This window comes from Nocardia sp. NPDC046763 (assembly GCF_040645495.1).
Classification (GTDB): domain Bacteria; phylum Actinomycetota; class Actinomycetes; order Mycobacteriales; family Mycobacteriaceae; genus Nocardia.
The window spans coordinates 1-24,386 of record NZ_JBEYYI010000026.1; the positions used below are offsets into that span (position 1 = coordinate 1).

26 protein-coding genes and 6 pseudogenes are annotated in these 24,386 nt (G+C 65.2%); 10 read left to right on the forward strand and 22 right to left on the reverse strand.

Annotated features, from left to right (window positions below):
• Window positions 1-873 precede the first annotated feature (873 nt).
• Window positions 874-3,141 (reverse strand): serine/threonine-protein kinase, encoded by a 2,268-nt coding sequence (locus ABZ909_RS32505; RefSeq protein WP_357007327.1) that lies wholly within the window; start codon window positions 3,139-3,141, stop codon window positions 874-876.
• An 81-nt stretch (window positions 3,142-3,222) separates the two neighbouring features.
• Between ABZ909_RS32505 and ABZ909_RS32510 the strand changes: the two genes are divergently transcribed.
• A complete protein-coding gene (locus ABZ909_RS32510; RefSeq protein WP_357007330.1) occupies window positions 3,223-3,462 on the forward strand; it encodes a hypothetical protein in 240 nt (79 codons plus the stop codon).
• 396 nt (window positions 3,463-3,858) lie between these two features.
• Here ABZ909_RS32510 and ABZ909_RS32515 read toward each other — a convergent pair.
• The 3 genes and pseudogenes from ABZ909_RS32515 to ABZ909_RS32525 all read right to left on the reverse strand — a co-directional run.
• Window positions 3,859-3,990 (reverse strand): annotated as a pseudogene (locus ABZ909_RS32515) (transposase); the annotation flags it as partial.
• Between the two features lie 33 nt (window positions 3,991-4,023).
• Entirely contained in the window at window positions 4,024-5,031 is a 1,008-nt protein-coding gene (locus ABZ909_RS32520) for a serine hydrolase domain-containing protein (RefSeq protein WP_357007333.1), read from the reverse strand.
• A gap of 218 nt (window positions 5,032-5,249) precedes the next feature.
• Complete coding sequence (locus ABZ909_RS32525; RefSeq protein WP_357007631.1) at window positions 5,250-5,417, reverse strand: hypothetical protein; 168 nt, start codon at window positions 5,415-5,417, stop codon at window positions 5,250-5,252.
• On the opposite strand from ABZ909_RS32525, the pseudogene ABZ909_RS32530 reads away from it, so the two are divergent.
• A pseudogene (locus ABZ909_RS32530) lies at window positions 5,403-5,489 on the forward strand (SDR family NAD(P)-dependent oxidoreductase); the annotation flags it as partial. The gene ABZ909_RS32525 and the pseudogene ABZ909_RS32530 overlap by 15 nt on opposite strands.
• On the opposite strand, the gene ABZ909_RS32535 reads toward ABZ909_RS32530, so the two are convergent.
• Window positions 5,471-6,109 (reverse strand): hypothetical protein, encoded by a 639-nt coding sequence (locus ABZ909_RS32535; RefSeq protein ID WP_357007633.1) that lies wholly within the window; start codon window positions 6,107-6,109, stop codon window positions 5,471-5,473. The pseudogene ABZ909_RS32530 and the gene ABZ909_RS32535 overlap by 19 nt on opposite strands.
• A 545-nt stretch (window positions 6,110-6,654) precedes the next feature.
• On the opposite strand from ABZ909_RS32535, the gene ABZ909_RS32540 reads away from it, so the two are divergent.
• Window positions 6,655-7,224 (forward strand): beta/gamma crystallin-related protein, encoded by a 570-nt coding sequence (locus ABZ909_RS32540; protein ID WP_357007336.1) that lies wholly within the window; start codon window positions 6,655-6,657, stop codon window positions 7,222-7,224.
• Between the two features lie 160 nt (window positions 7,225-7,384).
• Here the strand turns inward: ABZ909_RS32540 and ABZ909_RS32545 are convergent, their stop codons facing one another.
• The 5 genes and pseudogenes from ABZ909_RS32545 to ABZ909_RS32565 form a co-directional block, all read right to left on the reverse strand.
• Window positions 7,385-7,624: a hypothetical protein gene (locus ABZ909_RS32545; protein WP_357007339.1), complete on the reverse strand. Its 240-nt coding sequence runs from the start codon at window positions 7,622-7,624 to the stop codon at window positions 7,385-7,387.
• Window positions 7,605-7,766 carry a hypothetical protein gene (locus ABZ909_RS32550; RefSeq protein WP_357007635.1) on the reverse strand — a complete coding sequence of 54 codons (162 nt, stop codon included), beginning with the start codon at window positions 7,764-7,766 and terminating at the stop codon, window positions 7,605-7,607. Before ABZ909_RS32550 ends, ABZ909_RS32545 begins: the two co-directional genes overlap by 20 nt.
• A gap of 97 nt (window positions 7,767-7,863) precedes the next feature.
• A pseudogene (locus tag ABZ909_RS32555) lies at window positions 7,864-8,115 on the reverse strand (cold shock domain-containing protein); the annotation flags it as partial.
• Window positions 8,075-8,314, reverse strand: a complete 240-nt coding sequence (locus ABZ909_RS32560; RefSeq protein WP_357007342.1) for a hypothetical protein — start codon at window positions 8,312-8,314, stop codon at window positions 8,075-8,077. The pseudogene ABZ909_RS32555 and the gene ABZ909_RS32560, both read right to left, overlap by 41 nt.
• Window positions 8,315-8,976: 662 nt before the next feature.
• Window positions 8,977-9,414: an HSP20 family small heat-shock protein gene (locus ABZ909_RS32565; RefSeq protein ID WP_357007345.1), complete on the reverse strand. Its 438-nt coding sequence runs from the start codon at window positions 9,412-9,414 to the stop codon at window positions 8,977-8,979.
• A 147-nt stretch (window positions 9,415-9,561) separates the two neighbouring features.
• On the opposite strand from ABZ909_RS32565, the gene ABZ909_RS32570 reads away from it, so the two are divergent.
• Window positions 9,562-9,903 carry a MerR family transcriptional regulator gene (locus ABZ909_RS32570; RefSeq protein WP_357007347.1) on the forward strand — a complete coding sequence of 114 codons (342 nt, stop codon included), beginning with the start codon at window positions 9,562-9,564 and terminating at the stop codon, window positions 9,901-9,903.
• An 80-nt stretch (window positions 9,904-9,983) separates the two neighbouring features.
• Window positions 9,984-10,331, forward strand: a complete 348-nt coding sequence (locus ABZ909_RS32575) for an STAS domain-containing protein (RefSeq protein ID WP_357007349.1) — start codon at window positions 9,984-9,986, stop codon at window positions 10,329-10,331.
• 114 nt (window positions 10,332-10,445) lie between these two features.
• Here ABZ909_RS32575 and ABZ909_RS32580 read toward each other — a convergent pair whose 3' ends face one another.
• The 3 genes from ABZ909_RS32580 to ABZ909_RS32590 form a co-directional block, all read right to left on the reverse strand.
• Window positions 10,446-11,663, reverse strand: a complete 1,218-nt coding sequence (locus ABZ909_RS32580; RefSeq protein WP_357007610.1) for a helix-turn-helix domain-containing protein — start codon at window positions 11,661-11,663, stop codon at window positions 10,446-10,448.
• A 368-nt stretch (window positions 11,664-12,031) separates the two neighbouring features.
• On the reverse strand, window positions 12,032-12,922 hold the full coding sequence (locus ABZ909_RS32585; protein ID WP_357007351.1) for an AMP-binding protein: 891 nt from the start codon (window positions 12,920-12,922) through the stop codon (window positions 12,032-12,034).
• 74 nt (window positions 12,923-12,996) lie between these two features.
• Window positions 12,997-13,248 carry a hypothetical protein gene (locus tag ABZ909_RS32590; RefSeq protein WP_357007353.1) on the reverse strand — a complete coding sequence of 84 codons (252 nt, stop codon included), beginning with the start codon at window positions 13,246-13,248 and terminating at the stop codon, window positions 12,997-12,999.
• A 123-nt stretch (window positions 13,249-13,371) separates the two neighbouring features.
• Between ABZ909_RS32590 and ABZ909_RS32595 the strand changes: the two genes are divergently transcribed.
• Together ABZ909_RS32595 and ABZ909_RS32600 are read left to right on the forward strand one after the other, a co-directional pair.
• On the forward strand, window positions 13,372-13,524 hold the full coding sequence (locus tag ABZ909_RS32595) for a hypothetical protein (protein ID WP_357007355.1): 153 nt from the start codon (window positions 13,372-13,374) through the stop codon (window positions 13,522-13,524).
• Window positions 13,525-13,622: 98 nt separating this feature from the next.
• The gene (locus ABZ909_RS32600; RefSeq protein WP_357007358.1) at window positions 13,623-14,381 is read left to right on the forward strand and encodes a transposase family protein; all 759 of its coding nucleotides are present in this window, start codon (window positions 13,623-13,625) and stop codon (window positions 14,379-14,381) included.
• A gap of 117 nt (window positions 14,382-14,498) precedes the next feature.
• On the opposite strand, the gene ABZ909_RS32605 is transcribed toward ABZ909_RS32600, so the two are convergent.
• On the reverse strand, window positions 14,499-15,485 hold the full coding sequence (locus tag ABZ909_RS32605) for a class I SAM-dependent methyltransferase (protein WP_357007361.1): 987 nt from the start codon (window positions 15,483-15,485) through the stop codon (window positions 14,499-14,501).
• Between the two features lie 104 nt (window positions 15,486-15,589).
• Window positions 15,590-16,105: a hypothetical protein gene (locus ABZ909_RS32610; protein ID WP_357007364.1), complete on the reverse strand. Its 516-nt coding sequence runs from the start codon at window positions 16,103-16,105 to the stop codon at window positions 15,590-15,592.
• Between the two features lie 74 nt (window positions 16,106-16,179).
• Here ABZ909_RS32610 and ABZ909_RS32615 point away from each other — a divergent pair.
• From ABZ909_RS32615 to ABZ909_RS32625, 3 genes and pseudogenes are all read left to right on the forward strand, one after another.
• Window positions 16,180-16,455 (forward strand): annotated as a pseudogene (locus ABZ909_RS32615) (hypothetical protein); the annotation flags it as partial.
• Window positions 16,456-16,509: 54 nt separating this feature from the next.
• Window positions 16,510-16,665 (forward strand): annotated as a pseudogene (locus ABZ909_RS32620) (transposase); the annotation flags it as partial.
• 343 nt (window positions 16,666-17,008) lie between these two features.
• Complete coding sequence (locus ABZ909_RS32625; RefSeq protein ID WP_357007367.1) at window positions 17,009-18,313, forward strand: nitric oxide synthase oxygenase; 1,305 nt, start codon at window positions 17,009-17,011, stop codon at window positions 18,311-18,313.
• Window positions 18,314-19,044: 731 nt separating this feature from the next.
• Here ABZ909_RS32625 and ABZ909_RS32630 read toward each other — a convergent pair.
• The 7 genes and pseudogenes from ABZ909_RS32630 to ABZ909_RS32660 all read right to left on the reverse strand — a co-directional run bounded on the left by ABZ909_RS32630 (window position 19,045) and on the right by ABZ909_RS32660 (window position 24,345).
• Window positions 19,045-19,344 (reverse strand): ATP-binding cassette domain-containing protein, encoded by a 300-nt coding sequence (locus ABZ909_RS32630; RefSeq protein WP_357007369.1) that lies wholly within the window; start codon window positions 19,342-19,344, stop codon window positions 19,045-19,047.
• Between the two features lie 549 nt (window positions 19,345-19,893).
• Window positions 19,894-20,187 carry a hypothetical protein gene (locus tag ABZ909_RS32635; RefSeq protein WP_357007371.1) on the reverse strand — a complete coding sequence of 98 codons (294 nt, stop codon included), beginning with the start codon at window positions 20,185-20,187 and terminating at the stop codon, window positions 19,894-19,896.
• Window positions 20,163-20,498 (reverse strand): hypothetical protein, encoded by a 336-nt coding sequence (locus ABZ909_RS32640; protein WP_357007612.1) that lies wholly within the window; start codon window positions 20,496-20,498, stop codon window positions 20,163-20,165. Before ABZ909_RS32640 ends, ABZ909_RS32635 begins: the two co-directional genes overlap by 25 nt.
• Window positions 20,499-20,523: 25 nt before the next feature.
• Window positions 20,524-20,688 (reverse strand): hypothetical protein, encoded by a 165-nt coding sequence (locus tag ABZ909_RS32645; protein ID WP_357007374.1) that lies wholly within the window; start codon window positions 20,686-20,688, stop codon window positions 20,524-20,526.
• A gap of 17 nt (window positions 20,689-20,705) precedes the next feature.
• Window positions 20,706-21,830, reverse strand: a pseudogene (locus ABZ909_RS32650) (IS701 family transposase); the annotation flags it as partial.
• Window positions 21,831-22,228: 398 nt separating this feature from the next.
• Entirely contained in the window at window positions 22,229-23,530 is a 1,302-nt protein-coding gene (locus tag ABZ909_RS32655; RefSeq protein ID WP_357007377.1) for a hypothetical protein, read from the reverse strand.
• A gap of 344 nt (window positions 23,531-23,874) precedes the next feature.
• Entirely contained in the window at window positions 23,875-24,345 is a 471-nt protein-coding gene (locus ABZ909_RS32660) for a hypothetical protein (RefSeq protein ID WP_357007380.1), read from the reverse strand.
• Window positions 24,346-24,386 lie beyond the last annotated feature (41 nt).

Genomic DNA, 24,386 nt, shown 5'->3' on the forward strand with positions numbered 1-24,386 from the left:
GCGTCGTCGGTATCCGCCGCTGACCCCAACAACCGATAGCAGTACCCCGTCAGTGGCCCACGTAGTTTCTCGAGTTCCTCGTCCCAAAACCTGACATCCCGAGACCTGACGTCGGCATTCACGTCGGCATCCACTCCGGCATCGTTGCACATTGCGTGCACTCGGCAGGTTGCATCCAGCGTGTGCGACTTTCCGACGTCCCCCGGCGCTGTCCAGATCCGGTTCATGCGGCGGGCGGCGAAACCGAGGGCCAGCAGCGGTAGTCAAACCAGTCGGGTTCGCGGATACGCACCCTGCCTGTGACGCTGCAGCTGATTCGACTTCGCCGTGTCAGCGTTCACTGGATTCCTCACGCCGCACTTCAGCGGATTGGGCAGTTGGTGGGTCCTGGGTGATGGTTCTAGCCGACGTCCTTCCGGCGTGTCTTGGGGTTCGGTGCGGGCACCAGGGCGTTTGTTGGGCCGGTAGGAGGGTCCGTTCATGAACACCTGGTGACAGGTGTAGATGGGAATGGCCACCGTCCGCGCGGCCTCGGCAGCGGCCCTGTCACGAGACGAGGCCGCATAAAGGAGCCTCCACACTTCGAGGGGATTGACAGTTCTCGCACCGTCAGGTGGCGCCGATGACGAGGTGCTGTGGGCGGTTTCGACGACGTCGACGGTGACGGTGTGGAGTTCGTTGATCTTCATGACGCGGTGGATCTGAGCGAAGAGTCGTTCGCCGAGCACGATACGTCGCGAAAGTCCTTGTGGGGCTTGGAGATCCAACTCCGCGGCAACTCCCTTCTGGTGCGGATGGGCGTACGGAATAGTACTGGGCGGTCCGCTCGTACCGCGAGCGTTCAGCGAGGCGTGTCCACAGGTTCGCGAGTTCTCATACAAAGACCTCGACGCCCGATCGCTTCTCGATGACCCGCTCGAGGGCCCGCAGGTCGGCCTCCAGCTTTCGGAAAAGCCAGTAGATGGCCACGAACGCGAGCCCGGTGATCACGCACAACCACAGCAACCAATCCATGATGCGCGCACGCTCGTCCTGCCCGAGGTAGCTCAATCCGGTAACCACGGCGATCAGGGGCACCGATGCCGCGATGCCGAGGTAGACCGTGCTTCTGCGGTGCAGTGCGCGCAGGTGGGCGGCATCGCGAGCCGTCGTGCGGCCATAGCGCAAATAGATCGGGTACACGCAACGGACGATGTAGAACGCCTGCACGAAGAAGTTGTAGGAGACTGCGAAGGCGGCACACACCAGCACGAACTCCACCGAATGGACCAGCAGCCGCGGCGGAAGGTGGACCACTGTGGCAAGCATGGCCACCCATACCCCCGCGCCGATCGTCCAGAACACGAGGCCGAAAACTGCGTCGAGGTCGGCCCAGAGCAGGGTGAACGACCGGACCCGGGCCAGCATCGCCTCGTCGTAACGTCTGCCCTTGCGCAGGCCGCGGGGCACCGCGATCAGATGCCGACATATGTAGAACCAGCTCACGACGGCCAGAGGCCAGGCGATCAGGTGGAAGATGTTCGTCAACCGTAAGAGCTCCGAGCGGGTAGGACCGGACAGGAGCTCGTTGCCGAACCGCAGGGTTTGCCCGTACAGGTAGCCCGCCGCCAGGCCGTCGGCGACCAACGCGATAAGCCACAGGATCGGGACGTAGTGGGGCGAAAGCCGTGCCCGCCAACTGTTCTCCGGTGGATAGACGAGGTCACGGGCCCGGGCGTCGAGGCACAGATCGAGCTGCAGAGCCAATTCCGATCCGCTGCCGTAGCGGTGCTCGCGGTCCGGCGACAGGCAGGTGAGCAGCACCTGCCGCAGCGCCGCAGGGCAATCGGGTGGAACGTCGGACAGGTATCGCGGATCGATGGGCCGGCGGCGCAGTTCGAGCATGCGGCCCAGCGACGTCTCCGACATGCCGGCGAACTCCTCGTCGGCGAACGGGATGCGTCCGGTGAGCAGCGCCCACAGCATCACGGCCAGCGCGTAGATGTCGCTGCGCGTGTCGAGGTCGCCGGCCGTCCTCGGTAGCTCCGGATGGCACGCTTCGAGCTGCTCGGGCGACATGTAGGCCAGCGATCCGCCGAAGTACGCCAGGGGGCTGGTGCCCCGGATGTGTCGACTGAAGCTGACATTGAAGTCGGCGAGCTTGGGTATGCCATCGGCGCTCAGCAGCACGTTCGCCGGTTTGATGTCGCGATGCAACACCCCGCGTCCGGCGGCGTGCCCGAGCGCGTCGGCGAGTCGACACCCCAGCCAGGCAACCGTTTCCGGCCACGTCATCGCGGCGATCCGAGCCCGCACCGCCGAATCGGTGGCACGAACCTCGCCCTTGTCTTTCAGTACCCCGTCGACGGCATCGAGCAGCACCTGCCCACTGCGGGCATCAACCGGGGTCGACCGCAGCCGATTCAGCACATCGAGCAGCGTGCCGCCCGGCAGGTACTGCATGTAGAGCAGCTTGAGCTCACCGTCGGCGATCAGTCGCTGGTCGAATATCCGCACGATGTATTCGTGGTCCAACTGGGCGAGGGTTTCCGGCTCGGTGCCGTGGTTGTGCGAGATCTTGACCGCGACCAGCCGCTGCATCGAGCGCTGCCGCGCGAGATACACACGGGCGAACGCGCCCTCCCCGATCATCGTCAGCAGGTCGAAGTCCCCGACCCGGTCACCCGGATTGATGGCCCCGAGGGCAACCTGCGCACTCGGGCGGGCAATCATCGTGCTGCGATATTCGGTGGTGTCCAGCTGAACAGGAGGCCGACCGATCTCCGTGGGCGCGGGCTCGGTCGCCCCGGGTTCGGTCGACTCCTCCCCCGCGACCGGTTGCGGGCTGCGACGCAGGGCGTGATATTCCTCGTAGACCAGGTCCGCAGGGGGTGGGCCGCTCCGCAGTTCGGCGTACTGCTCGCAATATTCGGCGAGACGCTTGGGAAAGTGGTGCCGAACCCAGCGGTTCTCGAGGTCGACCTTGATCAGTTCCACCAGCACCGCACGCCGGTCGGCATCGGCTTCGGGCAGGTACGCCGACAGGTCGGGAGGGCACCCGGACGCCGCCCACGCCTGCGAAAACCGGGCCACGGCCGCTGCCAGCGCCGTACGGCTCAGTTCGGCCGGATCGATGATCCGATCCGCTAGGGACTCGTACACCACATCGATTCCCCGAAACGTGCATCGTGTGGCCCCTGCGCGACGTTCGACGACCACACCGAAATATCCGACACAGCCTTGGTGCCATCCACCCTCACCGGCACCTCCAAAGCCTATCGCGCAACCATCGAGCACACACCGATATACGAGGCCCTCAAACCTTCAACCGCGGGAACAACGGGGACTGCTGCAAAGTGTCTCCCGGGCCGCGGCGACCAGTTCGTCGGCCTTGTCACCGGCTGGATCATGACCGATCCCGCCCACATCGATCTCGACGGGGTTCCGGTAGTAATGACGCAGAAAGCAACGAAGTTCGGGTAGCTGCTGGTCAGCGCCGTCGTTCTGCCCTGGGCCGAGCAAGGCTGGTGAGGTCGCGCATGGGCTGCGGCGATGGTTTGGAGTAGCGGCGCAGATCCTGGAAGTGGCCGAGTCTCATCGACGTGGGGCTCGTACTTGTCCGGCCGGGGTCTTAACACCAAAGTTGGCGCGGCTCAACGTGCTCCGGCCAGGTTCGCGCCCCTGATCGCTTGTTTCAGAGGCAAACAACCGAGGAGGCGTACATGACCGAGATCATGGAAGACCCCGAACTGTTCGTGCCGTTGGCGGAGCTGGGCGGGCAAGAGCCCGTCGAAACAGACGCAGAGTTGGCTGCGGCCAGTGCAGGACGCGATTGATTCTGCGGTTGCCGGCCCGGGAGAGCCGGTGGCGTTGCCGATCTCCGGAGGACGCGTCCAGGGGTGCGGTGCCGTTCCTGGACGCGAACCGGTCGCGGGTGGCGAACCGGTGGATGTCGCCGGTGTCGGCCAGAAGCCTTGCCGTGCTGGAGGGTCCGATGCCGTATAAATCCACGAGGGTGGAGCCGTGGTCGTGGTCGCAGGCAACTCATGGGCATAGCGCATGTTCGAGCATGGCTTGGACGTTCGCTGCTGTCCGCGGCGCCTGAGTCAGCGTGATCGTCACCGCACGCTTGTCCGTGGCGCCCGAGTTCGTGTAGTAGCCGGGGATACCGCCGCTGTGACCGATGAACCGGACCCCGCAGGACAGTTCGGTCGAGCCGACGCCGAGCCCGTACCCGAGTCCCTCCTCCTCGGTGGCCGCGATCTGCGGCGTCGTCATCTCGGCCAACTCCCGGGATGGAACCACTTTGCCGTCCACCAACGCACGCCAGAAGGTATTGAGGTCGTGCCCGGTGGAAACGAGCGCGCCGGCCGACCATGGTATCGACGGCTCGATCCGTGATACGTCGGTCACTCCTCCCGGACCGTCCTGGTATCCGTGGGGATGTTCGCCGCGGATATCCCGCTCTCCCGGCCCGGGAAGGTAGGTGTCATGGAGCCCGAGCGGCCGGACGATCCGTTCCTCGAGTTCGGTGGAATAGGTTCGTCCTGTGACCTTTTCGATGAGCATTCCGAGCACGATGTAGTTGGTATTGGTATAGGAGAACTGGGTACCGGGCGCGAATTTCGCCGGCTGTCGGAGTGCGATCGCCAGTGCCTCGGTGGGGGTGAGGACGGTGTTTTCGGAGGCAGCCACCAGTTCGTCCGCACCGGGTTGGCCCGAGAATTCGGGGATTCCACTGCGGTGCTGCATGATCTGGCGAACGGTGATCACTCGTCCGTCGATGCCATCGCCGGCCAAGGCGCCCGGCAGGTAGGTATCGATCGGCGCATCCAGCTTGATTCTTCCCTCCGCGACCAACTGCATCACGATAGCGGCGGTGAAAGTCTTTGTGACGCTGCCGATCCGAACCTGACCATGGTCGGGCATCGGTTCGTTTGTCGAGCGGTCGGCTACCCCGCTGGTGAGGACGATGGAGGTGTGGGGGGTGTCTATGGTCGCAATCGCGCCTGCCACACCCCCTGCGGTCAGCGCGTCGAGATCGCTCTGCACGGCTCCGGTCTGCCGGATGGTCGAGCAGCCAAGCAGGGTGAGACTGGCGCCAACTGCCAGTCCTGTGAGGAGAATTCGACAACCCATGCTCCGAACCTATTGACGGCGAGCGTGAATGTGTATCGGGAAAGGCCCGGATCTTGCCCCTGATGCGGTCGAGTAAGCGGGCACGGTTGCCGTCGGTTCACCACCAGATGCAGGCGATCCGAGTTCGTCATCTAGGACCGAATACTGCTTGCCCACTGCGGGTTTCGTCCGGACGCAGCCACAGCTCGCAGGAACGGGTCCGTGCCGTCGAAAACCTCGACTGCTGCGGCGAACACGTCGTATGCGCGATATTCCTTGGCATTCGAGTCGATGATCTGCTGAACGGTCGCGGCGGACACCTGGTGAATGTCTCCTCGGCCGCCGGATTGTCCGGCCTGCCGTGGCATGTCGCCTACAGCGCAAGCAAGTTCTGGCTTCCAGATCCCGCAGCACTCCCTGCGGCGCGACCGGGAACACCGTGGCGCGCGCCAGTTTGTCGCCCGCGTCGACCGTCGCCTCGGCCCACCTTGAACAGCAGGTTCTCCTTGCCGGTGACCCGCTTGAACTCCTTGATCAGCTCGTTGGTGACCCGCACCTCCGCGCGGGCGTTGATCCGGTGCACCGTGGAATTGAGCAACTCGACCAAGGTGTCGGTGATCGCCCGGCTCCAACAACACAGCAATGCTGCCAGCAGGGTCAATTGCGTTTCGAGTGGATGATCGCGCAGGTGGCTCGGCGATTCCACCGCCGCGCGCCCCCGCCAGCCGGTCACGATCTTCGGCCCGACGTCGGCGAACACATCACCCGGTACGCCGACCACACGGACCGTCTCCAGCTTGGCGATCTCGGTGAGCATCGTGTTCAGGCTGACATTGCCCGGATCCGACCGGATCGCCGCCAAGACCGCTCGCCCGTCCTCAGCGTCACCGTCCGGTGTTTCCCCGCCGCTGCCGAGCGGCGCGATCAGAGCCAGCAGCCGTGTTCTGATTGGCTCCGGCAGTTTGGCACGTGCCGAACCTTTAGCGCCGGATTTCGCTCCAGTGTGGATCAAATCATGTTGTCTTGCTGTCAGGTTTCGAAGTCGTCTTCAGTCCGAAGTCCTCTTCAGTGGCGAGAACTTCACGGGTCGGTGCGGGAGGCGGTGGCTGGCGGGGTTCGGTGCTCCGACGGCTAGGTAGGCGTTCGTGCGCCCAGGATCCGGTCAAGCAGCCAGGGGAGCCCGTCCCGATAACGTCATGGCGCCCGCTCGGGCATCTGAATCCCGGTCCGGTGCGGTGAGGACGGCCAGCACCGCCTGCGGCGGGTTGATGTCGATATCGCCCGACACCGTGCCTACGTCGTCGACCCCGACCTCGGCGCGCAGATCCGCGAGCAGTGCCTCCGTCAGTAGGCCATGCAGTTGGGCGAGGCGATCGTGTGTTTTGTCTCTGACGTGCGTGTTTGCTGATTCGGGTGTCCGTGGTTGTCGGTGTCGTACCCGACGGTGTCGGATTCGTCTGATCTTGGTTCCGGGTGGGGCAGCTGGGGGGATGATTGCGCAGATGCTGTGGCATCGCTTGGGCATAGCTGGATTCCGATGGAAGAAAGGGTGTGATCATGAGCAACTCCGAAAAGCTGGACTCGGGTGCGCTCGATGCCGACACCGTCGATATCGAGCTTCGGCGGGAGCCCATCTACGTGCTGCCCGCCGGCGACCATTCTGCTGGCCTGCTCGAAACCTGCGTTGGGGTGAACCCGACGTTGTATGAGGACATCGAGTACGAGGGTGCCGCGGTGGTCTTCACCGAACGTGGGGTGTTCAACCTCAGGGATTGCCCGTTCGGTGAGGACACGGCCTCCTCCTCGGTATGTGGTGGCGACTGGATGTGCACCTTGTATTCCGAGCGTGACGGTCAAGGCGAGTCCTGGGACGTCAGCGCCACGAACAGCCCCCACTCCAACCCCTGGAGCCACAGGGTCAAATCGGTGCGAATCGAATCCGTCCGGGCGTCGGCGGACACAGGGCCGCCCCGACAGGGCCGGATGAATTCACCTTCGGGCGGTCGCGGTAGCCGCCTGCTGAGGATCCCGATCGGGCTGGCCGGGCGGCTTCGCGGCTGCGAGAGGGGGCTGCTCGGTCGGCATGAGCCACAGATCGGGTCCGTCGGCACCGGGGGTGCTCGGTGACTTCGCCTGGTGAACACGCGATCTCGGCACACACACCCGTCTCCGGCCGAGGCCAGGGCTTGGGCCGCCACGCCCTGCGACCCCGACCGAGGTTGACCGGTCGACAGACGATCCGTGTCGCGTGGTGACCGTGCGTGCCCGGCACGCACGGTCACCTGGGTCAGGGTCGGATGCCGGTGCGCGTCGGCGGGCGGGGGTGCAGGAAGGGATCGCGGGCGCGGGGGTGGCGGGGGTCGGGTGAGCGGGGGGCCGCGGGGTCGGCGGGCATGGCCGGGCCCATGATCGTCTCCCACCAGCAACGTCGCGGGCTGGGTTCGGGCCAGTACACCACCATGGTGTCCGGGTCGGTGTCCGCATGCGGTGCCGGGGCGGGGGCGATGTCAGGGTTTGCGGTGCTCATGCAGGTTTTCCGGTCTGGTGGTCGTGGGGTGTCGTAGGGCGTGGAGCAGGCCGGTGGTGGCGGCGAGCAGGGCCAGTGAGTGCAGTGCGATCGGTGTGCACGCCAGCAGGCCGAGGAGCTGGTGGGGATGGTGCAGCGGCATCGGTGGCTGATCGGGTGGGTCGGTCGGTGGGGATCGTCGTCACGGGTGCCCGGCACCTGTGAGGGCCGGACACACCGGGGTAGGGGATGACGCGGGTGGCTTCGGGTCCGCGGCGGGTGTCGGTGGCGGTGTAGATGACCGGTTGTCCGGCGGTGAGGGTTTTGTAGCCGGGCACGTCGATGACGTGGTGGTCGACGAACACGGCCGGGCCGGTGTCGGGGGTGAGGAACCCGAACCCTTTCGCGGTGTCGACCCACTCGACCCGGGCGCGCTGCCAGCGAGGCAGGACCGCGTCCGGGTGGGCGGGGTCAGTAGGCGAGGCGGTAGTCGTCATCGCGGTAGTCGTCATCGTCGTCGCGGGGTCGGGGGGTGATCCAGTTCTGGTCGATGCGGTCGGCGATATCGGCGGCGTCGAACGCGGCGCGCACACGTTCGGCCAGCGGGTGCAGTGCGGTGGTGTCGGGGCCGAGGTCGCGATCACGGTCGTCGACGAGGGCGTGTTGTTCGGCGCGGTCGAGGTCGCTGCCGGCGGGAAACAGGGTGGTCATCGCGTGTCTCCTGTCTACGAACCCCGGCACAGGCGCGCGCCGGGGGTGGGGGACGGAGGGGTGGGTGAGCCCGCAAGCAAGAGGGCTGAGCGGGCCCACCCGGCGACGGAAGAGATCGAACTACGTTGTGCAAGAAGGTGTCTCGCTGTGGGGCGGGTATCGCAGTGCCTGCTGCTGCCACGTGCGGTGGCCGGGCACCGGTTTCGCGGACCAACCGGGGTCGGCGAGGATGTGGTGCGAGGGTGCAGGCTCGGGGGTCGATACGACGCGCCCCACGCGAGAACCATTGTGTCGCATTGTCTGACAGGCATCACCTCACTTTCACAAGCCGGTGTGACTATCGGGCGCGGGCGCCTGCGCAGGGCGGGCCCCGCCCGGCCGCACGGACGGGGGTCGGCCGACGGCCCGCCCGCCCGATGACCCGCCTCCCGCACAGGCGAGCGCCACGGCGCGGCCCTGGTGCGGGGACCTCGCGCCGCCGTGGCGGCCACCGACCGGCGGCCTCACACAAGACGGCGTCGACCTCGGCGAACAATTCCTCGACGTCGGGATCCAACCCCAGCAACCCCGGCTCGAGCCACCACGCCCGCCCGGCGGATCGGCTGGTTGTTTCACCGATGTGGCACATCATCACAGGACCTCCCGTGATGGCTGGGCGGATGTCAGGCGTTGATGGCCTGGCGTTCGGGTTCTGCGCGGGTGATCTCGATCTTGCGGGGTTTGGCCTTCTCCGCGACCGGGATCGACAGGCGCAGCACGCCGTCGCGGTAGTCGGCGCGGATCGCGTCGGTGTCGATGTGATCACCCAGGAACAGCTGACGGGAGAACACCCCGCGGGTGCGTTCGGCGGCGAGCATCGACCGGTCGGGGTCGAGCTCGGGGCGTGAGGCCCGCACGGTGACCACATTGCGTTCGACGTCCAGGTCGAGAGAGTCCGGGTCGATGCCGGGCAGATCGAATTCCACGAAGAACTCGTCGCCCTCACGCCAGGCGTCCATCGGCATCACCGCCGGACGCGCTGGGGTGCCGAACACCGCCTGCGTCAATCGATCCAGGTCACGGAAGGGATCGGTCTGCATCAGCATGGTCGCCACCTCCAACTCACTCCATTCTCGATCAAAGTAAGCCAGATAACCTCTGCCATCCGGCATAGATATTATTTAGCACTCTCGACAGGAGACTGCAAGGATTTTGTGGAGGTAATCTGAGGGCGGGCCACGATGGGCGAGTACAGGGAGATAGACACGATGCTGGGACACGAACCAGGCCATCTGCCACCGGCCGGGCAGGCGGTGTATGCGATCTCAGTGGCCGCCGAACTGTCCGGCATCGGCATACAGACCCTGCGCCTCTACGAGCAGCACGGACTGATCACCCCGGTCCGCAGCGGCGGAGGTACCCGCCGCTATAGCGGCGACGACCTCGCCCGCCTGGCACGCATCACCGCCCTGACCGGGCAGGGGATCAACCTGGCCGGAATCGCGCGCATCCTCGATCTCGAAGACGCCAACACCGCCCTCACCGCCGAACGCGACCAACTGCGCGGCCACCCGATGAAACCGACAGGGCCAGAACCCGACCGGGGATGACAGCACCACGCTGCCCGCGAGGACGACAGTTCAGGCTCAGCCACGACCGGCGTACCACCCTCCGAAACCAGGTGATGGCGATGAATCACCGAATCGATCCCCTCCACGTGGTGTCCGCCTCGGCCACGACCACTCTCGGCTATACCCGCGTCTGCACCGTCGGGGGTGAGATCGATATCCTGACCGCCCCCGCATTCCGCAAGGCGCTGTTGGGCAGTCTCAAGTTCGGTGAATCGACCCTGGTCGACATGAGCGCGGTGACCTTCTTCGGCGTGGCCGGCATCCGCGCCCTGATCGCGGCTCGTGAGCTCGCCGACCGGCGCCACTGCGCGATGTGTATCGAGGGCTCCTACTGCGTCACACGCGTCCTCGAAGTGGTCGGTCTGGCAACAGAATTCGACATCCGCAAGTCAACGCCGCCGGGCTGACCCCCGCCCGCACTCTCGGGCGTGACCGGCCAGTGAGGGCCAGTGACAAGAAAAGTTACTCTGAGCGCGGCTGATCTCCAGGAACGAAGTCTGCGCGCGGGATTGTCGCCGCGGTCAGTCCGAATTCGGCCGCAGTACCGCTGCGCCGTACCAGTGGCAGATCAGCAGCGCCAGCTCGACGTCGAGCCGGTCGTCGGTGATCGGCCGCCCGCGTCGCGAAACTGCCCGCCCGACCCGGTATTTCACCGAATTGGAATGGAGATCGAGCTCCGCGGCAGCCGCCTTGTAGCTGCATCCGGTGCGCAGGAAAACCCGCAGCGTCTCGCGTAGCCGGGCATCGTTGTCGTTGTCGGCGGCCAGTTCGCCGAGTACCTCGCTCACCCATTCGCCGACCTCGGCGCGGGCGCCCAGTAGCGCCGCGGTCGTCAGCCCCGGATCGCTCGCGGCGATGATCGTCGTTTCGACGTCGGTGCGGGTGAGTGCGACCGAGCGTGCGCTCAGCGCCTGCCGATGGGACCTGCGGAACCCTGATATCCCCTGGCCCATGATGCCGATCGCCAAACGCGGTGCGTCCGGCCGCTTGCTCGCGAAATCACGGACCTTGGCCACCGCATCGGGCTGTTCGGATCGATAGGGCAGCCAGGCCCATGCGCTCGTCCGGTCGGCGGCCCCGAACAGCGGCGCGGCCTCGGCGCCGACCGCCTCGGCCAGCTCACGGGCGAAGCGTTGCAGCCGGGTCAGCTCGTCGCTGCTGGCGCTGGTATCGGGATACCAGAGGATCAGCGCCAGATGATGCCAACTCAGCGGGTAGCGGATGGATTCGGTCGCGGCATCGATATCGATCGGCTTATTCCCGGACAGCACCTCGCGCATGAGCAGCGCGCGGGCGCTGTTGCGGCTCTGCAGCCACTGCTCGCGCTCGGTCTCGTACACCGCGACGACCTGCATGGTGATCCAGTCGATGTATTCGAACGTCGCGGTGGTGATCGCCTCCGCGACTGTGACACCGTCGGCGGGCGCGATAGCGCCGGCCCGCAATTCCGCGAAGACCAACTCGGTCATCCGCCGATGCCCGACCCGATAGGCACGCACCAGGGCCTTGACCGGAACTCCGTGCTGGGCAAGGCGTCTGGCATATTCGATGGCCGCGGTGGGAGCGTTGATCCGTGCAACTGGTATGTCGTGCTGCAGCGAGTGCAGGATGGTGTCGACATTGCCTTCGACGCTGGCGCCGAGCAGTTCGATGGTGCGGGGGTCACCCCGCAATTCGGGGATCTCGTCCTCGAGAGCGCGCCGCAGGATCGCGGCGATATCGCTCACCCGCTCGTTCATGCGGGCGGCGATCTCCGCGACATAGCGGCTCACTTCGACATCACCGCCGCGACGAGAAGTCGTCACTCCCCAACGGTAGTACTGCGCCATTGCCGCGCGCGAAATCGCGGGCTTGTCCTGCGGGGACAACACCGGCGGCGAACTTCATCGATCGCATCGACCGGCTTGCGTCCCGGCTCGCTGTCGTCGTACTCAGCGATCACCGTATCGACCGGCCATTTGCGGCCAGGTCCAGACGTCAGGGCCTCTCACCGGCCGCATTCCAACATGCGGCTCCGACCTTGCCGCGATACGGACGCCTGCGGGGCAGCGGTCCGAATCAGCTAGCTGGCCTGGCGGGAGTATTCCGGCGCTGTCCATCGTGCGGGTCACGGTGAGCGGCGTGCTCGTGCCGGAACTTCGGAGACATAGCCGTCGATGATCGGAATTCCGTAGCGGCGTTGGAATTCGGTCAGCAGTTCGGCGTCTGCCGGGGCCGCGCCGCAGATGGCGAACCGCACAGATGAGGTGTTCGGCCGGATGTGGGCGGGCAGGTCCGACAGCAGTGCATACGTGGCCGGGACAGCGCAGATGCATGTGGCACGGCTGCGCTCGATCCGGTCGAAGAAAGTCTTCGGGCTTGAGGCCACGGTGGCGCGCCCACCGGCGAGCAGCGGCGACACAGTGCCGACAACGATGCTGTTGACGTGGAACAACGGCAGATGCAGCAGGCTGTGGTCGGTTGCGGTGAGTTCGAATGCCTCGATCGCCACCGAGCATATGGCGTTGAGGTTGGCGTGGTCGACCGTCACGCTGTGGGATTTGCCCGTGCCGTGGGTGCGGAACAGCAGCGCCAGTGTGTCGTTGCGGGGCCGTGCGGGTTCGGCGACATCAGGGTCAGCGGCGGTGAGATCGTCGGCGGGAATGACGACGTGGACCGCCGCGTCGGAGGTGGGCCGCTGCGCGGTGATCAGGACCTTGGCGCCGGTATCGGTCAGCTGATAGTCGGCTTCTGCGGAGGTCAGCGACGGGTCGATAGGGCTGACCGTGGCACCAACACGCCAGGTAGCGAACAGGGATACGACATAAGCGGCAGTGTTGGGCAACATGATCGCAACCACGTCGCCGCTCGAGACTCCCGCGGCGCGCAGGGTAGCGGCGGCACGCCGCACAGCGTCGAGGAATCCTGCATTGTTCAGGTCAGTGCTGTCGTCGGCGACGGCGGCCGCGTCCGGTGCAGCAGCCGCACGACGGTCCGGCAGAGTCGAGAAAGGGTTCATCAGCGGTCCTCAGAACGGGTATAGGGAATGACGACAACGGTAGAAATCACGCCGCGCCTGGACACCGTCGTGCATCAACGAAATTCGCCGCGGGCATTGTCACCCGAGGACAATGCCGACCCCACATACGCCGCCGCGGTAACCGGGATGTAACTATCGCCTCCGGCATCTCGGAATGGTCCGGCTGAGGATGGCGCAGCACTATGAGCGGCATCGGTGACAACTTTCAACTTGACATTTTGTTGGCCGACCGCCTCGCCGGTCAGAATGGCGTGCTGCTTGTCGATGCCCGCGTTTGCCGCGGCGAGAATGGCGGATGCGGTCACGTTGAACGCTTCACCGTCACGGGACTTCGAGCGGCTAGATTCCGACTGTGTTTGTGAGGGTCTCTGAACCCTCTACCTCGGCCAGGACCGTAATGGCCCGGTCGACAAGGGTCGGCGTCCTCGATGCTCAAGCTGTCGAAATCCGTCGATATGGAGGCTTATTCAGCCGCTGGGAGAATGGGTTTCCGTGATTCGTTCTCGTTCTGCGGCTGCGCGTTCCCGGAAGGGGGAATGCCGGTGATGGGCGATCATCCGGCTATCGATCCGGGCCGCTGACGGTACCGAGCCTGTGGCGCGTCACGCCGGAAGCGGCGGTCCCACCGTCGCAAAATCGTTCTGCTACAAACAGTTTCAGCAGGACAGGACCGCCGCGCGTGTACCATACCACCGGTTTCGACAGGGACGAGATCATCGAGCTGACCGCGAGGGTAGAGGAAACCGCCGCCGAGCAGGGTCAACGGATCGGGTATCCGCCGTCGCTGGGGTTGTTCACCTGCGTGTGCGTCGCACTGGTCTACCTGCGCCGCAACTACCGCCAGGTCGAACTGGCCCAGTGGTACGACACCTCCCAGTCCACGATCTCGCGGGCGATCGGCGCGGTGACCGGATGGCTGGAAACCGCGTTGCGCGAGCACGTCCCGGTCGCCGAGGACCTGCCCGCCGACGAACAGTTGCTGCTCGACGGCACGCTGGTGCCGTGCTGGTCGTGGCACGACCGCAAGGACCTCTACTCCGGCAAGCACAAGACCACCGGCATAAACCTGCAGGTCGCCGCCGACCTGTCCGGGCGACTGCGATGGGTATCGGACCCGGTGCCGGGCTCGCGTCACGACGCCCGAGCGGTCCACGATTCGGGCGTGCTCGCCGGCGGCGGAGACTGGATCGGCGACAAGGGCTACATCGGCAAGGGAATGCTCACCCCGATCCGCAAACCGCCCGGCCGGGAGCTGCTGGACTGGGAAAAGCAGTTCAACGCCACCGTCAACACCGTCCGCGCCGCCGTCGAACGGGCCATCGCGAACCTGAAAACCTGGAGGATCCTGCACACCGATTACCGCCGCCCGATTGGCACATTCGAGGCAACCATCGCCGCCGTCGTCGCGCTCGAATTCTTCAGAACCCAAGCTGAATAAGGCTCATGGTGTTCGGAAAACGATGGTCGCGGTGGCGAATTCGGGCATACCGGGCGTTCGTGTCCCGCAGAATCTTGGGTCGCTGGTAATGCCACGACCATTCGCCCCCGGGTCGACTCAGCGGCAGACGATATCAGGCAGGTCGCGCAGCGGAAACTGGGACTGACGCGCGGGAGCCGGGATATCGCGAGGCAGGACCGAGGGCGGCGCGGGCTGGTGGCGTGCGGGGTGCTTTGTGCAGGTGAACTGCATGACGTCGAGGTAGCCGCTGCGGAAGTAGTCGGCGTACCCGGTCATGCAGTTGATGTAGGCGTTGTAGGTATCGCGCCCGGCGAGTTCGATCGCCCGGTCGCGGTGCTCATGCAGAGCGGAGGCCCAGCACTGCAGTGTGGTGGTGTAGTGCGGTCCTAGTTTCCCGATTCCGGTGATGGTGAATCCGGCATCTACCGCGTACTCGGTGACCCCCTTGGGGTTGCGGCCGGTCGGTGGCGGGAGCCGGTCGACCGGGAAGATGGTCTCCGGAGCAAAGACGGAATCGGTACCCGCGAGCCGCGCCGGGTGGGCATCGGGACGATCGCGGCCGGGTGCGACGACGGTCTGCACCAACAGCACCCCGTCCTCGGGCAGAATCCGGTAGGCGAAATCGAAGAAATCGGGGTAGCGCCGCGGGTGGAGGTGTTCCAGCATGCCGATACAGACGATCCGATCCGGTCGGCGGTCGAATTCCTCCCAGCCTTGCCGCCGCACCCCGCCGTAGGGGCGCCCGCGGATCAGCCGGTCGACGAGCCGGTCCCGCACATACCGGTGCTGGTGACGGTTGCCGGTCAACCCGATCGCGTTCACCCCGTAGGTGTCCATCGCCCGCAACATCGTCGAACCCCAACCGCAGCCGACATCCAGCAAAGTCATCCCCGGCCGCAGATCACACTGAGCCAACGCGAGGTCGATCTTCGCCGACTGGGCTCGTTCCAAAGTCTCATCCGCGCGAGTCCACAGCGCGCAACTGTAGGTGCGGGTCGGGTCGAGGAACAGGGCGAAGAACTCATCGGGGAGTTCATCGCGAGACCGGACCTCACCAAGCAAGGGTTGTACATCAAGAGTCACGATCGCGGATCCTTCTCACATATGAGAGCACGACCGTTGACAGGAGGTCCGGGTAGCCCGCTGGTTCATTTCCTGCACCCGGGAGGTCGAGCACCCTGCCGAGCCTAGGCGACCTCACATACCGGACTGAATGTCTGTGAGCAGGATTTCACCTGCGTGTAATAACCCCTACTGCGGGCACAACCGGCCGGGACTGCGCAAACAGTTACCCGGTCTGGCCTGGGGTCCCCGCTCGTGATGCTCCGTGCATGTTCGGAAAACGATCGCTGGATCTCCGCTGGCGACTGGATGCTGTGCAGGAATGCGTTGTCGGGGACTACCCGTTTTCGGCATTCCCGCCGGGAACCGGGATCGGCCACTCCACGGCGAGCCGCCGATGACCGTGCCGGGCGCGGGCCGCGTCGGCGGTCAGGCCCAGTGCCGCGCCGATCCGGGCCCGCTCCGGAGCGGCGATCGGCGATGACCGCGCAGGCCACCAGATCCTCGGCCAGGCCCGAGAAGCGCGCCACGTCCGTGCTGTGCAGCCCGTCGGTGCCGAGGTGGCCGATCTCGGTGAGATCGGCGATCAGTTCTTTCACCATCTCGATCTGCACGATCATGTCCCCGGCGATGAACGCCATCGCGACCTGCGGGTTGATCGCCGCGCACCGACCGGGCCTGCCGGTGGCGGGCCCGGTCGGCAGCTTGGCGGTGCGAGGACCTCGCCCGGCTGGCACGTGTGAGCGCCCTGGCCGGGCAAGGGATCAACCTGGCCGGGATCGCGCGCATCCTCGACCTCGAAGACGCCAACACCGCGCTGCGCGAAACCAACAACGCCCTCACCGCGCAGCGCGACCAGAACCGGCCCTGCCCCCTCCAGGGTCGAGACCTCGCGCAGGCCAGGCGGGTGCCGGACCGACATGGTGCGCGGTATCGGACACACCCGCGAACACGCACCGCGCTCCCGCGCCGAGAGCCGACGCCGGGTTAGCCTGGGGCTGGGCATTCCGGCCACGAGACCACGCGGGACCGCTCGAGTGGGACTCACCCTCTTGCCGAGGTCCTGACCTCGATGCCCGGCATCGGCGTCAGGACCGGCGCCCGCATCCTGCTCGAAGTCGGCGACGGGTCGGCCTTCAAATCCTCTGGGCATCTGGCGGCCTACGCGGGCATCGCACCGGGCCTGATCAGACGTCGCGGTCCTCGGCACCGCGAGCCTTCGCCGACGCGCCGCGCTGCCAGCACCGGACCGCGCACCGGTCCTATTCCTGGACAGCGAGGCCGACGACGAATGGGTATTCCCGGACGGCACCCGCCGAACCGCCAAGCGCGCTCGCGGTGACTTCGTCGGCTACCCCTACCCGATCGAACACCAAACCTTCAGCCGAGCCGGCTGCACGATCCTGTTCGTCCACGAACCACTGTGATGAATCGAGGCAAATCTCAGGCGATGTGTGCGATATTCAGCGGCGGGAAAGGATGTCAGGAAGGGGCCGACGCTGGATATCAGGCGAGATTGAATCGAGCACGAAGGCGACAACTTCATGACGAGCTCCACCTCAGTACCTGGGTCACGGTCGAGCAATGAGCCAGCGATCGGGCAGCGGCCCGACGCGACGCTCGGTGACTTCGACTCGCCGCACGCTCCCGGCTCGGACGGTGACCACCTGCGTGAATGCGCGGAGTTCTTCGCCCAATCCGAACTGGCGCACCTGCCATCGGAACGGGTGAAGACCGCGCTACGCGAATTCCGGCGCACCGGGACCTATCCGCACACCCCGGACGAACTCCGTATCGGTGCCCGGTTGGCCTGGCGCAACCACGATCGCTGCGTCGGTCGAAAGCATTGGCGCGCACTGGAAGTCCTCGACGCACGGACCGCGCGCACCGCGTCCGATATCGCGCAGGCCTGCTGGCAGCATCTGCGCCGCAGCACCAACGGTGGCGCGGTGCGGTGCTTCATCACCGTCGGCCCGCCCGCCGATCCCGAGGGACGGGCATTCCGAATCCTCAACTCTCAGCTCATCCGCTACGCGGGGTACCGGGTCCCCGGCGGCGTCCTGGGTGACCCGGCGAATGTCGAACTCACCGATCTGGCGATGGACAGAGGCTGGCGGCCTCGCACCCGAGGCCGGTTCGATGTGCTTCCGCTGCTGATCCAGGCGCCCGATCGACAAGTGCATCTGTTCCCGGTGCCCGCGGATCTGGTTCTCGAGGTGCCGCTGACCCATCCCGAGCATGCCTGGTTCGGCGACCTCGGCCTGAAATGGCATGCCGTGCCGGCCGTATCGAACATGGATCTCCAGATCGGCGGAATCAGCTATCCGTGTGCGCCGTTCAACGGTTGGTATGTCTCCTCCGAGATCGGTCGCAATCTGGGCGATTCCGACCGTTACGACATGCTCCCGGACATCGCCCAGCGCGCGGGACTGGACTGCTCGAATGAACGAACCCTGTGGCGCGACCGAGCGCTGGTCGAGCTCAGCCGCGCGATCCTGCACAGCTACAAACAGTCTCGCGTCCACTTGGTCGACCACCACACCGTCGCCAAACAGTTCATCGACCACGTCGAGCGCGAGAAGGACGCGGGCCGCGGCTGCCCCGCCGATTGGAGCTGGATCAACCCGCCGCTGTCCGCGAGCCTGACCCCGACCTTCCACCGCTACTACGATCCCCCGGACCCGCAACTGCGACCAGCCTTCCTGCGGCGGTCAGCACCGGAGCCGACATCACCGCCTACGCTGCCCCGATGCCCCGTCGCATCGAAGGAGCCGACATCGACTGCCGACCGGTCAGAGGAAGATCCGAAGCGCTCCTGGGTGCGGAAACTGTTGGCATTACCGAACTGAACGCTGCCCGGCCCTTGATACCGTGATCAAAACGGCCGTGGTGCAGCAGTGGCCGCTACGCAGGCTCAGTCGATCGACGCCGAACTCGCTGTCGTCCGTCGGCAGGTCGACAAACTCCTGGAGCGTTTCCCTGCATTGCAGGTCGGTTCGCCGACACTGATCAGCCAGTACGACAATCCAACTTCAGTTGCCCGCAACCATACTGACGCGAATAATCGACGGATAGATTCCGTCGGTCACAACCCCTGCCCGGTGCCATCGCGAATTCTCAAGGTGCATAGCCTCGTTCGCTCCGCTCGCGCTTCTGCGGTGTGCAAGACTGCCCGAATCGGATCACCGGGCGCCGGTTGACCGCGCCGCGGAAACCCGCGTCTCCGTCATCACCCTGCCATCCCCACGCGAGTTCATGGCCTGGCAACACTGAGATCGTCCCATCCGAACGATCGCTTATCGAACCAGCGTGTCTACCCAACGAACGTCCGGCCGATCCACCGCGCAAGCGGACCCTGCCGCCGCGGACTGTGCTCGAACCGTCCACACACCCAAAGGGAGACCACGACCCCCGCCAACTCGGGAACACCCATCGGGGAAGGGGCCGAGGTCTCCCTCCGTTCGGGTTTTCACGCCTCACTCACCTGCGCCCCGGCAATCATCGGGTCACTGGGGGCGCAGTCGGGGCAGGTGCCGAAGAGGTCGATGTGGTGGTCGAGACGGCCGATCCAGCACCGCACCTAAACGCTCACCTCCTGCTGCGAGAGAATCCACGCACCGTCGCCGGTGATCTCGAGTCGCTGGTTGTGATGGCGGTCCACCGTGCTGCGGTGTGCGACGCTGACCAGCACGGTGTTGGGGGATTCGCTGCGGACCAGGTGGTAGAGGGTGTATTCGAGCCCCTCGTCGACCGCGGAGGTGGCCTCGTCGAGAAAGGCGAGTTTGGGTCGCAGCAACAGGATTCGCGCGAAGCCGATGCGCTGCTGTTCACCGGGCGAGAGGGTGGCACTCCAGTTGTCGTCCTCGTCGAGCCGATCCACCAGGTGCCCGAGATTGCCTTGATCAGTGTTTCGCGCACCGCGGCGTCGGAGACGACGTCGGGTGCTCCCGGATACATGACGACCGCTCGTAGTGTGCCCAGCGGAAGGTATGGCCGCTGGGACAGGAACAGGGTGTCGTTGCCCAGCGGTCGTCGCACCGATCCCTGGGTGTAGGGCCACAATTCGCCGATGCTGCGCAGCAGGGTCGTCTTGCCGACACCCGAATCGCCCTTGACGACCAGCGCGTCCCCGGGGCGAAAGCCGCAGTGACAGATCGTTGATCAGCGTCGTGCCGTCCGGCTTGCTGACCGACACGTCCGTCAACAGGCCCTCGAACTGTTCGCCGGTAGCGATGGACGGTAGTTCCCGGGCCTTCTCGTCGGCGTCTCGCAAACCATCGAGGCGAACCAGGGTGGCCCGCACGTAGGTGAATGCGTCGTAGGAGTTCTGCGGGCATCGACACCGCGGCTTGCAGGCGGTCGAAGGCGCTGCCCGCCTGCTGCATGTTGCCGAGTGTGGTGGCGCCGACGAGTACCTGCGGACCCATGATCAGCCGACGAACACCGCCGAGGTCTGATTCGTCAGCAGGTTCCAGCCATATAACTTGATCAGCCGATAAACCCGCTCCCACGTATTGTCGATGACCCGGTCGAAGCGATAGTCCAGCCCGCCACGCTCCTCGCAATCACCGTGATAGAACGCGACGTTCTCGGCGTTCTCACGCAATCGCACCAGCCCGAACCGATAGTCGGCGGTGCGGCGCTGGAACCAGAAGTTCAGCCAGATCAGCGGCCGCCCGATCCAGAACGCGACAGCGGTCACGAGCAGGGTGAACACGAACACCGAGAAGACCAGCGCCCGCGGTAGAGGTGCTGGCCGAAAACATTCAGCGGCAGTGACAGCTTCCACAGGATCGGCGTGAAAGACACCACTGCGAGTCCACTGCCGATCACACCGTTGCCGCTGACCCCGTACGGGCCAACATTGCCGCCGAAGGCCACCGCGAAGCTGCCGTTCACGAAATCCTGCACGTCCTGCTGGATTCGCTGGTCGGCATTGTCGATGGTGTTGTCGATGAACCGATTTCGGTAGTACGCCTTGCCCGCCATCCAGTCGTCGAGATAGCGAGTGTTCAGCCACTTCCACCAATGGATCTAGTACTGCAACGGCACTCTCGGATCAGTCGAGTGGGTGGCCGCGGCGACGGTAGTGCGATAGGCGGGCCTGGAGTTGGCGGCGGCGCCGCCAGTGGGACCAGGCCCAGATGTGATCGATGCCATGAGAGGTGGTGAGGACGAGTGCGACGAGCAAACGGCGGATCTCGGGTAGCGTCAGGGCGATCATGTCTGCGGGCTGGTCGCCGAGTCCCCCTTTGCGGCAAGGGCTTTCGAGGCGGCGAGGTAGGCCAGGGCGAGCATGGACAAAGTGATGTGGGCGTACCAGGCTCGATAGTCGCGGACCTGGTAGTGGTCGAGCCCTGCCTCGTTCTTGGCCTGCTGAAACGCTTCCTCCACATGCCATCTGGATCCGGCGGTCCAGGCCAGATCCACCAACCGGGAGGAAGCGGGCCCGTAGCAGAGGTAGTAGGCGATTTCCAGCTCGCCCTTCCGGTTCGGGGTCAGCGCGCTGCGGGCCAAAAGCCAGTGCCCGCGCCCACGAGCCCAGGTGCCGTCGATCTGCCGGTAAGCCCAGTCGTATTCTCGGGGGCCGTGCGCGCCGGCGCCGACGGACAGCCGCTGCCACGACCCGGCCGACAACTCGCCGATCAGCACATCCGCGCGCTCGACGCGGTCGGCGCGGGTGGTGACCGGGTCGTCGCGACGGGTGGCCATCACGTAGTTCACGTCGTGGTCCTCGAGCCATTGCCGCAGGTCACGGTTCTGACCGTAGGCTTCGTCGGCGGTGAACCAGGTGAACGGGACCTCGGCGGCCAGCAGCCGGTCGAGCATGACGATCACCTGCTGCGGTTTGGTCGCGAACTCGACGTCGTCACCGATACCAGCGGCGCAGCACCGGCCCCGGTCCTCGATCCAGGATTCGGGAATGTAGAGCTCCCGGTCGATCAGGGCGTGCCCCTGCGGCGACGCATAGGCGAGGAACGTCCCGATCTGACAGTTCTCGATCCTGCCCGCCGTTCCCGAGTACTGGCGTTGCACCCCAGCAGATTTCACGCCCTTCTTCAAAAACCCTGTGTCGTCCGCGACCACCACCGCGGCCGGGTCACCGAGATGCTCGACCACATAGCCACGCACATCATCACGCACCCCGTCGACATCCCAATCAGCTTTCCGCAGCAGCCGCTGCATCCCGTCCGGACCCACCTCACCAGCACGTTCGGCCTGCGTCCACCCATTCTTACGTTCCAACCCCGACATCAGACCCGACACATACTCCCGCGCCCGGCCCCGCGGCTCGGGCCGGGTGAACCGGCCCCCGATCCTGGCAATCAGCGAATCCAACTCGGCCACAACCCGATCCAACACCACACATCAGAACTACCAGCACGGACTCAGGCGAGTGCCGTTGCAGTACTAGAAGGCGTAGTCCCAGTTTCTCTGGGGGTCACCAGGCGGGCGAGCGGTTCGAGTGGAGGTTTCTGCAGCTCAGTGGCTTTGGCGGGACTGTAGCAAATCCCAACAGGTGTCGTGCTGATCATCGGGGATTCTGAGTTGCCTCGATTTGGTCTGTGCGCCGTTCGCGCGCCTCAGTTCGGCAGGGCTGGCCGATCTTCCGCATACCGCGCTGGCCGGTTCGGTCAGCGCGGTATGCGGCATGGGCGTGCATTCGAACCCGACCGCGTCCTGGTTGTTAGGGATGTTCACTGGGAGCTGTTGGGCGCGGCCCGGCATGCGTTTGTTGGTTGGTCGATGCGGTGATGCCCTCCCTACTGCGAGCCGCGGTGGATGCACAGGAGCTGATCTTCGAGACCGTTCTTGTCGCGGTAGGCGACGAGTGCTGGCCCTTGAGCGCTGAAGTGGTCAGGAAGTCTGACGTCAGGGCTCCAAGTGGTGTCATTGACGCTGGTCCACCACAGGGATCCGCTGGTGGCGCCGCGGTGCACGCAGTACAGGTCGCCTTTGAACTCGGCGAGTGCGGGTCCTTCTTTGCTGTGGTGGTTGGGCAGCTTGTTGTCGCTGCGCCACCTGGTGCCGTCGAACCGGCAATAGTAGAGGCTTGTCGTGCCGCTGCCGGTGTACACGCAATAGATCATGTCTTTGTGGACGGCCAGGGCGGGGTTGGAGCTGGTGCGCTGGTCGCCGAACGGCTGGTCGCCGTTCCAACGGTCGGTGGCCGGGTTGAAGGTGCACCAGTACAGCTTGTCGCCACCAGTTGCTTTGTAGGCGCAATACAGCTCGTTTCTGTAGACCACGAGAGCTGGCCCTCGGCTGCTTTTCTGTACGCCGAGCTTTTTGTCAGCGCTCCATTTCTGGCCGTCGAAACGCGTCCACCACAAGGTATCTTCGGTGCTGCCAGTGTGCACGCAGTACAGGTGGCCGCGGTACTCGGCCAGGGCGGGTCCGTCTTTGCTGTAGTGGTCGGGGAAGGCGGTGTCTGTGGACCAGCCGACGTCACGTTTGTCGGGGTCGTAAACGGTCCACCACAGCTTCTTGTCCCCGTCGCCGCGGTGCACGCAGTACAGCTTCTTGCCGAGCGCGGCCACCGCAGGATTCGACTTCGAACGATGATCGGTGAACCGCTCGTCCTCTTTCCAGCTGTACTGACCAGAGTCGTTGCGCCCGTAGACGGTCCACCACAGATGCGTGTCGTCCTTGGGTGCCAACGAGATCGGGATCAGCATGCCGGGTGCGATCCATGGCGACACCAGCCGACACCCAACGTTCTTGTAGGCGTCCACGATCAGTGCCCGCGCTTCGAATGTCAGCTTGAACACCTCACCGATGATGCCCGGCATTAACCTCGCGACCGCTCCGGCGATCGTCGGAGCCCAATTCTTGAAGATCGAGCATGCCTTGGCGTTCATGCGGATCTGGAACCCCCACCAGTGGGTGCTGAGTGAGATCTCGGCCCCCCGGAAATCGAGGTGGTCGGGCAGCTCGGGGTACATCGTCCCCAGCACCACCGACACCGGCTCCCCGTCCGGAGTCGCCAACTTCATCACCGTGCCCTGCGGTTCTCCACCCGGGCTCACATCATCGATAGCATCGCGAGACTCTTCAGCGCTCATGGATCCTCCGAAGATCGAAAGATGAACTACCACAACACCATTGGTGTAGCAAGTCGACAAGGAACCAGGCTACTTCAACGCTGGGACCATCATGGCCGGAACGGCGAATGTCAATGGCCATACGGACGTGGCTCTGGCGCACTTTCGAAAGTACGCCAGAGTCACTTTGTCATGGCCACGGACAGGCGAATCGACAGTTCCGCACCGTCCAGTTCGCTATCTCCCGGATCAATTGCTGCACATACCCTTTCGGGCGGGAGCGCCCAACTCTGACCATCTCGACCCAGGCGCGGAGCCGCAGAGCTACACACCCAAGAGAACCGCCGCAAAACCCCACCGGAGTGTCAGCAACGCGACATCCTGCGACGGCCTAGGTACCCCCAGAGAATCAGCCAATAGGTGACCATGCCCATCACCACATAAACGGCGGCCAGCACGGCGAACACGATCATGCTGTGCCAGAACAGGGTTTTGGCACCGGCCACCTCCGCGGCATTGTGTTCCGCGAGCGCCTGCACCCCCAGCTGCAACGAGGAATACATGTCGTTGCAGTAGTAGGTGAACAGCACGTTGATCCGCACCGAGTACACCGCGAGCAGGACCACGATCGCCAGCAACGCCCAGCCCCGCCAGCTCTGACGCCCCCGGAAGTACCCACCGGTGATCCGCCAGAACATTCGGCCCCAGGAGGTGAACCTGACCAGGCCTGCCGCGACCGTCAGAAAGATCACCGCGGTGATCACGAACCCCTTCGCGATCCACCACAGACTGTGGAAGAGCTCGTGACCCCAATCGAGTCCGGAAGCGCCGATCATGCGCGGCAGCGTAGCGACCTTCGCTGGTGTCAGCCACGGCC

Bases quoted from the DNA above. Each gene is read 5' to 3' on its own strand.
- ABZ909_RS32570 (WP_357007347.1), top strand. From the start codon at position 9,562: ATGCTGGGACACGAACCAGGCCATCTGCCACCGGCCGGGCAGGCGGTG.
- ABZ909_RS32660 (WP_357007380.1), bottom strand. From the start codon at position 24,345: ATGATCGGCGCTTCCGGACTCGATTGGGGTCACGAGCTCTTCCACAGT.
- ABZ909_RS32595 (WP_357007355.1), top strand. From the start codon at position 13,372: ATGCTCAAGCTGTCGAAATCCGTCGATATGGAGGCTTATTCAGCCGCT.
- ABZ909_RS32560 (WP_357007342.1), bottom strand. From the start codon at position 8,314: ATGACCACCCTGTTTCCCGCCGGCAGCGACCTCGACCGCGCCGAACAA.
- ABZ909_RS32580 (WP_357007610.1), bottom strand. From the start codon at position 11,663: ATGAACGAGCGGGTGAGCGATATCGCCGCGATCCTGCGGCGCGCTCTC.
- ABZ909_RS32540 (WP_357007336.1), top strand. From the start codon at position 6,655: ATGAGCAACTCCGAAAAGCTGGACTCGGGTGCGCTCGATGCCGACACC.
- ABZ909_RS32625 (WP_357007367.1), top strand. From the start codon at position 17,009: ATGACGAGCTCCACCTCAGTACCTGGGTCACGGTCGAGCAATGAGCCA.
- ABZ909_RS32545 (WP_357007339.1), bottom strand. From the start codon at position 7,624: ATGAGCACCGCAAACCCTGACATCGCCCCCGCCCCGGCACCGCATGCG.
- ABZ909_RS32575 (WP_357007349.1), top strand. From the start codon at position 9,984: ATGAATCACCGAATCGATCCCCTCCACGTGGTGTCCGCCTCGGCCACG.
- ABZ909_RS32645 (WP_357007374.1), bottom strand. From the start codon at position 20,688: ATGATCGCCCTGACGCTACCCGAGATCCGCCGTTTGCTCGTCGCACTC.
- ABZ909_RS32610 (WP_357007364.1), bottom strand. From the start codon at position 16,105: ATGGCGTTCATCGCCGGGGACATGATCGTGCAGATCGAGATGGTGAAA.
- ABZ909_RS32550 (WP_357007635.1), bottom strand. From the start codon at position 7,766: ATGCCGCTGCACCATCCCCACCAGCTCCTCGGCCTGCTGGCGTGCACA.
- ABZ909_RS32585 (WP_357007351.1), bottom strand. From the start codon at position 12,922: ATGAACCCTTTCTCGACTCTGCCGGACCGTCGTGCGGCTGCTGCACCG.
- ABZ909_RS32655 (WP_357007377.1), bottom strand. From the start codon at position 23,530: ATGAGCGCTGAAGAGTCTCGCGATGCTATCGATGATGTGAGCCCGGGT.